The organism is Streptomyces sp. NPDC045956 (assembly GCF_056430705.1).
The window spans coordinates 339642-345769 of sequence record NZ_JBWKKZ010000007.1 but is presented as its reverse complement, the minus strand read 5'-3'; the positions used below and the strand labels follow the sequence as shown (position 1 = coordinate 345769).

General features: G+C 69.9%; 8 protein-coding genes. 6 read left to right on the top strand and 2 right to left on the bottom strand.

Features of this window, described 5'->3' with window-relative positions; all coding sequences use genetic code 11:
- Positions 1-137: 137 nt before the first annotated feature.
- The gene (locus AC07FV_RS20785; RefSeq protein WP_383650446.1) at positions 138-839 is read right to left on the bottom strand and encodes a DUF5324 family protein; all 702 of its coding nucleotides are present in this window, start codon (positions 837-839) and stop codon (positions 138-140) included.
- A gap of 422 nt (positions 840-1261) precedes the next feature.
- Here AC07FV_RS20785 and AC07FV_RS20780 point away from each other — a divergent pair, with 422 nt between their 5' ends.
- Positions 1262-1792, top strand: coding sequence for a peptidylprolyl isomerase (locus AC07FV_RS20780; RefSeq protein ID WP_479088846.1), 531 nt, complete (start codon positions 1262-1264; stop codon positions 1790-1792).
- Between the two features lie 103 nt (positions 1793-1895).
- Entirely contained in the window at positions 1896-2786 is an 891-nt protein-coding gene (locus tag AC07FV_RS20775; RefSeq protein ID WP_479088845.1) for a rhomboid family intramembrane serine protease, read from the top strand.
- A 256-nt stretch (positions 2787-3042) separates the two neighbouring features.
- On the opposite strand, the gene crgA is transcribed toward AC07FV_RS20775, so the two are convergent.
- On the bottom strand, positions 3043-3297 hold the full coding sequence (gene crgA / locus AC07FV_RS20770) for a cell division protein CrgA (RefSeq protein WP_115743070.1): 255 nt from the start codon (positions 3295-3297) through the stop codon (positions 3043-3045).
- 121 nt (positions 3298-3418) lie between these two features.
- On the opposite strand from crgA, the gene AC07FV_RS20765 reads away from it, so the two are divergent.
- From AC07FV_RS20765 to AC07FV_RS20750, 4 genes are all read left to right on the top strand, one after another.
- Positions 3419-4198 carry a DUF881 domain-containing protein gene (locus tag AC07FV_RS20765; RefSeq protein WP_479088844.1) on the top strand — a complete coding sequence of 260 codons (780 nt, stop codon included), beginning with the start codon at positions 3419-3421 and terminating at the stop codon, positions 4196-4198.
- Between the two features lie 82 nt (positions 4199-4280).
- Positions 4281-4442 (top strand): hypothetical protein, encoded by a 162-nt coding sequence (locus tag AC07FV_RS20760; RefSeq protein WP_384689621.1) that lies wholly within the window; start codon positions 4281-4283, stop codon positions 4440-4442.
- Positions 4439-5077, top strand: coding sequence for an aminodeoxychorismate/anthranilate synthase component II (locus tag AC07FV_RS20755; RefSeq protein ID WP_356602589.1), 639 nt, complete (start codon positions 4439-4441; stop codon positions 5075-5077). Before AC07FV_RS20760 ends, AC07FV_RS20755 begins: the two co-directional genes overlap by 4 nt.
- Positions 5074-6123: a class E sortase gene (locus tag AC07FV_RS20750; protein ID WP_479088843.1), complete on the top strand. Its 1050-nt coding sequence runs from the start codon at positions 5074-5076 to the stop codon at positions 6121-6123. Before AC07FV_RS20755 ends, AC07FV_RS20750 begins: the two co-directional genes overlap by 4 nt.
- The last annotated feature ends 5 nt before the right edge of the window (positions 6124-6128 follow it).

The window sequence follows — 6128 nt, the reverse complement described above, 5'->3', positions numbered from 1 at the left end:
TCCCTCCCCCTTGTGGAAATACTGGGGGGGCGTGGGGGGGGGGTTTAAAGGAAAAAAACTTTGGGGAAGAGGGGGGTGGGGGGGGAAACCTTTTCTTTTCCCCCCCCCCGCGGCGTCGTGCACCGGCCCGGCGAAGGTCAGCGGGGCTCGTCACCCTCAGCCGCCTCGTCCTGGGCCTGCTTGGCCTGGACCTCGGGGTCGAGGATGGCCTCACCGGTGCCGTCCACCGACGTCAGCCGCCCCGACTCCGGAACCTCGGTAGCCTCCGGCGGCTCCACCAGCCAGTCCGGGTTGGCCTGCTTGTCCCACCACTTCCAGGCGGCGAAGGCGCCGCCCGCGACGACCCCCGCCACCGCCAGGACCTTGGCGATACGCCCGGCCCTCGCCCGTCGCTGATGCTTGCGCGTCAGCTTCTGGATCTCCTTGGCCGTGACCTGGCCCCGCAGCGCGGCCAGCGCGGCGGCACCCCGCGCGGCGGCCTCGTCCCTGACGGGCACGGCCGCGGCGACCGCCTGCTCGATCCTCGGCTTGGAGTAGTCGGCCGCCTGCCGGGCGGCCAGGCGCGTGCGGACGGCGGCCTCCTGGGCGGCCGCGTCCACCTTCGGCGGCACATGCGTACGGGCCTGTTCCAGGTACGGCGCCACATGCGCGCCGTACTGGAGGCGAGCCTGGCATGCTGCCTGCGACACCTTGGGCGCCAGCCGTCCGCGCGCCTCCTGTGCATAGTGCGCGGCCCTGTCCTTGGCCGTGTCGGCGTAGGGCGCCACCACTTCCGCGGCGTGCAGCACGCTGTCCTTCGCCGAACCGGTCGCGGCGCGCACGCTGTCGATGCGGGTCACGGGTTCCTCCTCCTCGGTGGCGTACGGTAATTCGACTTTCCACCCTTTTACGGATCATGCCTGCGGACGCACTGCCAGGCATGTGAGGGCGGGCATCCGGGTCACGGACGATGCCTGTGGGATCTGTGTGATCTGTGGGCTTTGCGGGGCAAAGGATGACGAAGTCGCGATCAAGAGTCGATCAACCTCGATAACGGATGAATACCGGGCAACGGGAGCCTGTCGACGACAATGCCACGGATCGGCGCCCCGTGCTCGTGACCCAGCGGTACTCGTCGTAGTCGTAGCACCTCCTCTCGTCCCCAGCGCGGGTATCCGCAACCGGCGTCGCCGAATCGGAGCAGGATCAGCCCGCCGGCCGACGTACGCGCCCTGGGCCGTGCGAGGATCGGTGGGCACGAGAAGACGACGGAAGGCACACCGTGGCCGAGCAGCTCTACGCCACCCTGAAGACCAACCACGGCGACATCGAGGTCCGGCTCCTGCCGAACCACGCCCCCAAGACGGTCAGGAACTTCGTCGAGCTCGCCCGGGGCGAGCGTGAGTGGACCAACCCCGAGACCGGGGAGAAGACCACGGCCAGGCTCTACGACGGCACGGTCTTCCACCGGGTGATCAGCGGTTTCATGATCCAGGGCGGTGACCCCCTGGGCAACGGCACCGGCGGCCCCGGCTACCAGTTCGAGGACGAGTTCCACCCCGACCTCGCCTTCGACAGGCCCTATCTCCTGGCGATGGCCAACGCCGGGCCCGGCACCAACGGTTCCCAGTTCTTCGTGACCGTCTCCCCGACGACCTGGCTGAACCGCAAGCACACGATCTTCGGTGAGGTCAGCGACGCCGGCCGGAAGACCGTGGACACCATCGCCGCCGTGCGGACCAACCCCCGCACCGACCGGCCGATCGAGGACGTCGTCATCGAGTCGGTCGTCGTCGAGACCCGCGAGGGCTGACCGCCCCCGACACCGGGCAGGAACCAAACGCCCCGCTCATCCGTAAAGATGGGCGGGGCGGTGCGATTGCGCACACCGCTCGCAGGACGACCTAGGGGACGCCATGGACCACGCGGCAGCCAGCTCACCCGATGCCCAGGGCCTGCCCGGCTGCTACCGCCACCCGGACCGTGAGACCGGCATCCGCTGCACCCGCTGCGAGCGCCCCATCTGCCCGGACTGCATGGTCAACGCGTCCGTCGGCTTCCACTGCCCCGACTGCGCCGCCGGCCGCACCGGAGGCCACGGGCCCGCCCCGGCCGCCTCCCGGCCCCGCACCCTGGCCGGGGGCACCGTCGCCGCCGACCCGCACCTGCTCACCAAGATCCTCATCGGGATCAACGCGGCGGTGTTCCTCGCCGTCCACGCCCTGTCGGACTCGTTCCTGAGCGACATGGTGCTGATCGGGCGCTGGCCTCCCGCCCCCTTCGTCCCCACCGAGGGCGTCGCCGAGGGCGAGTGGTACCGCCTGGTCACCTCGGCGTTCACGCACGAGGAGATCTGGCACATCGGCTTCAACATGCTCAGCCTGTGGTTCCTCGGCGGCCCCCTGGAAGCGGCCCTCGGCAGAGCCCGCTACCTCGCGCTCTACCTGGTCTCCGGTCTCGCCGGCAGCGTCCTCACCTACCTGCTCGCCTCACCCAGCACGGCCACGCTCGGCGCCTCCGGCGCGGTCTTCGGGCTCTTCGGCGCCACCGCCGCGCTGGTACGCCGGCTCAACGCCGACATGCGCCCGGTCGTCATCCTCCTGGCGATCAACCTGGTCTTCACCTTCACCTGGGCCAACATCGCCTGGCAGGCCCACATCGGCGGCCTCGTCGCCGGCGCCGTCGTCGGCTACGCCATGCTCCACGCCCCGCGCGAGCGGCGGGCCCTCGTCCAGTACGGCAGCTGTGCGCTGGTCCTCGTGGTGCTGGTCGGACTGACCCTGTTGAGGACCGCACAGCTCACCTGAGCGCCCCTTTGTCCACAGCGGGTGCCCGATCTTGTGCACAGCGTGCGGGAACAGGTGTGCCCCCTGTCACTGACCCGTGTTTCCGCAGGTCAGGCAGGGGGCGAACATGTTTTCGGTTGCCGGTACTTCCGTCACACCGGCGTCAACGCCCGGTGGGTTATCCACAGATCGTCTTTCTTTTCCCCACCGTGTGGACAGCGCCTGTGGATAACTCCGTGGATAGCCCTGGGCAGAGGTGTCCCGGACCGCCGCCGGGCTACTTCCACTGCGTGGAGACACCGAATCCGGCGGCGATGAAACCGAAGCCCACCACGATGTTCCAGTTCCCCAGCGAGTCGATGGGGAGGGAACCGTCGGTCACATAGAAGAGGACGATCCAGGCGAGGCCGAGAACGAACATGGCCAGCATGACGGGCGCGACCCAGCCGCGGCTCGTCAGCTTGATGCTGGTCGCCTGCTTCGAGGGCGGCGGCGTGTAATCGGCCTTCTTGCGGATACGTGACTTCGGCACGAGGGTCTCTCCTGTCGATGCGCTGCGTGGCCGCGCAGGGAACGGGGTCGGGGACTTCGAGCGCTCCCCCGGGCGTCCGTTAGCGTAGTGCTTCCGTGGCGCCGAAGGAGATAAGGGTACGTTGAGCAATTCTGCCGACTCCCCCCAGGCGGGATCCAGCCCTGTCCGCCGGCGCCGTTTCCGGCCCGTGCGGATCCTCACGGCGGCGGTCTTCGCTCTCGCGGGGCTCATTTTCTTCACCAGCTTCGACACCGCCAAAGGCACCGATATCCGTACGGACGCCTCTTTGCTCAAGTTGTCCGACCTCATCCACGAGCGCAGCCGGGAGAACGGCGGCCTGGAGGAGTCCAACGCGGCCCTGCGCGACGACATCGACGCGCTCGCCGACCGGGACGACGGCAGCACGAAGGCCGAGGACGACGAACTCGCGGAGCTGGAGAAGAAGGCGGGCACGCACAAGCTGAAGGGCGAGGCGATATCGGTCACGCTCGACGACGCCCCGCCGGACGCCACCGCCAAGCTGCCCGGCTACCCGGAGCCGCAGCCCGACTACCTGGTCATCCACCAGCAGGACCTCCAGGCGGTCGTGAACGCGCTGTGGCAGGGCGGCGCCGAGGGCATCAAGGTCATGGACCAGCGGCTGATCTCCACCAGCGCGGTGCGCTGCGTGGGCAACACCCTGATCCTCCAGGGCCGCGTCTACTCACCGCCGTACAAGATCCAGGCGGTCGGTGACCCGGAGCGCCTGAAGGACGCGCTCGCGGCGTCGCCGACGATCCAGAACTACATGGTCTACGTCAACGTCTACGGGCTCGGCTGGAAGGTCGAGGACGACGGGGAGGTCACGCTGCCGGGCTACTCCGGCACGGCGGACCTGCACTACGCCCAGCCTGTGGATTGACGCCGTTCCGGAGGGCACCGCGCCGTTAGTCTGGGTGCGGTACGGCGGGAGTCTGGCGCCGTGGTGCGACGGAAGGGACGGCATGTACGGCTGGATCTGGCGGCATCTGCCGGGGAACGCGTGGCTGAAGGCGCTGCTCTCACTCGTGCTGGCGGTGGCCGTGGTCTACGTCCTCTTCCAGTACGTCTTCCCGTGGGCCGAACCGCTGCTTCCCTTCAACGATGTGACGGTGGACAACCAGTGAGCGCGCGCATCCTCGTCGTCGACAACTACGACAGCTTCGTCTTCAACCTGGTCCAGTACCTCTACCAGCTGGGCGCCGAGTGCGAGGTGCTGCGCAACGACGAGGTGTCGACGGCGCACGCGCAGGACGGATTCGACGGCGTGCTGCTCTCCCCCGGGCCGGGCACCCCGGAGCAGGCGGGGGTCTGCGTGGAGATGGTGCGGCACTGCGCGGCGACCGGGGTGCCGGTCTTCGGCGTCTGCCTCGGCATGCAGTCGATGCAGGTGGCGTACGGCGGCGTGGTGGACCGGGCGCCCGAGTTGCTGCACGGCAAGACCTCGCCGGTCGAGCACGCGGGCCGGGGCGTCTTCGCGGGCCTGCCCTCGCCCTTCACGGCGACGCGGTACCACTCGCTGGCGGCGGAGCCGGCCACGGTGCCGGCCGAGCTGGAGGTGACGGCGCGGACGCACGACGGCATCGTGATGGGGCTGCGGCACCGGGAACTGCCGGTCGAGGGCGTGCAGTTCCATCCGGAGTCGGTGCTCACCGAGCACGGGCACCGGATGCTGGCCAACTGGCTGGCGGAGTGCGGCGACCAGGGCGCGGTGGCGAGGTCGGCGGGGCTCGCCCCGGTGGTGGGCAGGGCCACGGCGTGACCGCGCTGCGCCCCGAGCGCGACTCCGGCACGGCCGGTGACCAGGGATCCCCGTACGGACAGCCGTACGGGGATTCCGGTGCGTTCGGGGGCGGCCGGCACGAGGACTTCTCCTCCGGCGGGGAGCAGCGGCAGCCCCTCGACGACGAGACGGTGGCGCTGCGGGTCCCCGACCCGCCCCCGCAGCGGCGGGCCTCCGCCCCCGGCACGGACGCCCCGGCCGGCGGGGGGCGCGCCGCCCGCCGGAAGGCGGCCAAACGGCGTCACGGGCGCCGTGGAGCCTCCCGCGGGCCCTCGGTGCACTCCGAGTCGTCCACGGCGCCGAAAGCGCCTCTGTCGCGCGTGGAGGCGCGTCGGCAGGCCCGTGCGCGCAAGCCGGGCGCCGCGGTGATCGCCAGCCGGGCGATAGGCGAGGTCTTCATCACGACCGGCGTGCTCATGCTGCTGTTCGTCACCTACCAGCTGTGGTGGACGAACGTGCGGGCGCAGGCGCAGGCGGACAAGGCGGCGAGCAACCTCCAGGACGACTGGGCGAACGGCAGGCGCAATCCGGGGACCTTCGAACCGGGGCAGGGCTTCGCGCTGCTGCACATCCCCAAGCTGGACGTCGTGGTGCCGATCGCGGAGGGCATCAACAGCAAGAAGGTGCTGGACCGGGGCATGGTCGGGCACTACGCCGAGGGCGCGCTGAAGACGGCGATGCCCGACGCGAGGACGGGCAACTTCGGCCTGGCGGGGCACCGCAACACGCACGGGGAGCCGTTCCGGTACATCAACAGGCTGGACCCGGGCGACGCGATCGTCGTGGAGACGCAGGACGAGTACTTCGTCTACAAGATGGCGTCGATCCTGCCGGTGACCTCGCCGAGCAACGTGAGCGTCCTCGACCCGGTGCCGAAGCAGTCCGGCTTCAAGGAGCCCGGCCGCTACATCACCCTCACCACCTGCACGCCCGAGTTCACCAGCAAGTACCGGATGATCGTCTGGGGCAAGATGGTCGAGGAACGGCCGCGCAGCAAGGGCAAGCCGGATGCGCTCGTCAGTTAAGGGCG

Coding starts and splice junctions, on each gene's coding strand:
- AC07FV_RS20775 (WP_479088845.1), top strand. CDS start 1,896: ATGGACCACGCGGCAGCCAGCTCACCCGATGCCCAGGGCCTGCCCGGC.
- AC07FV_RS20760 (WP_384689621.1), top strand. CDS start 4,281: ATGTACGGCTGGATCTGGCGGCATCTGCCGGGGAACGCGTGGCTGAAG.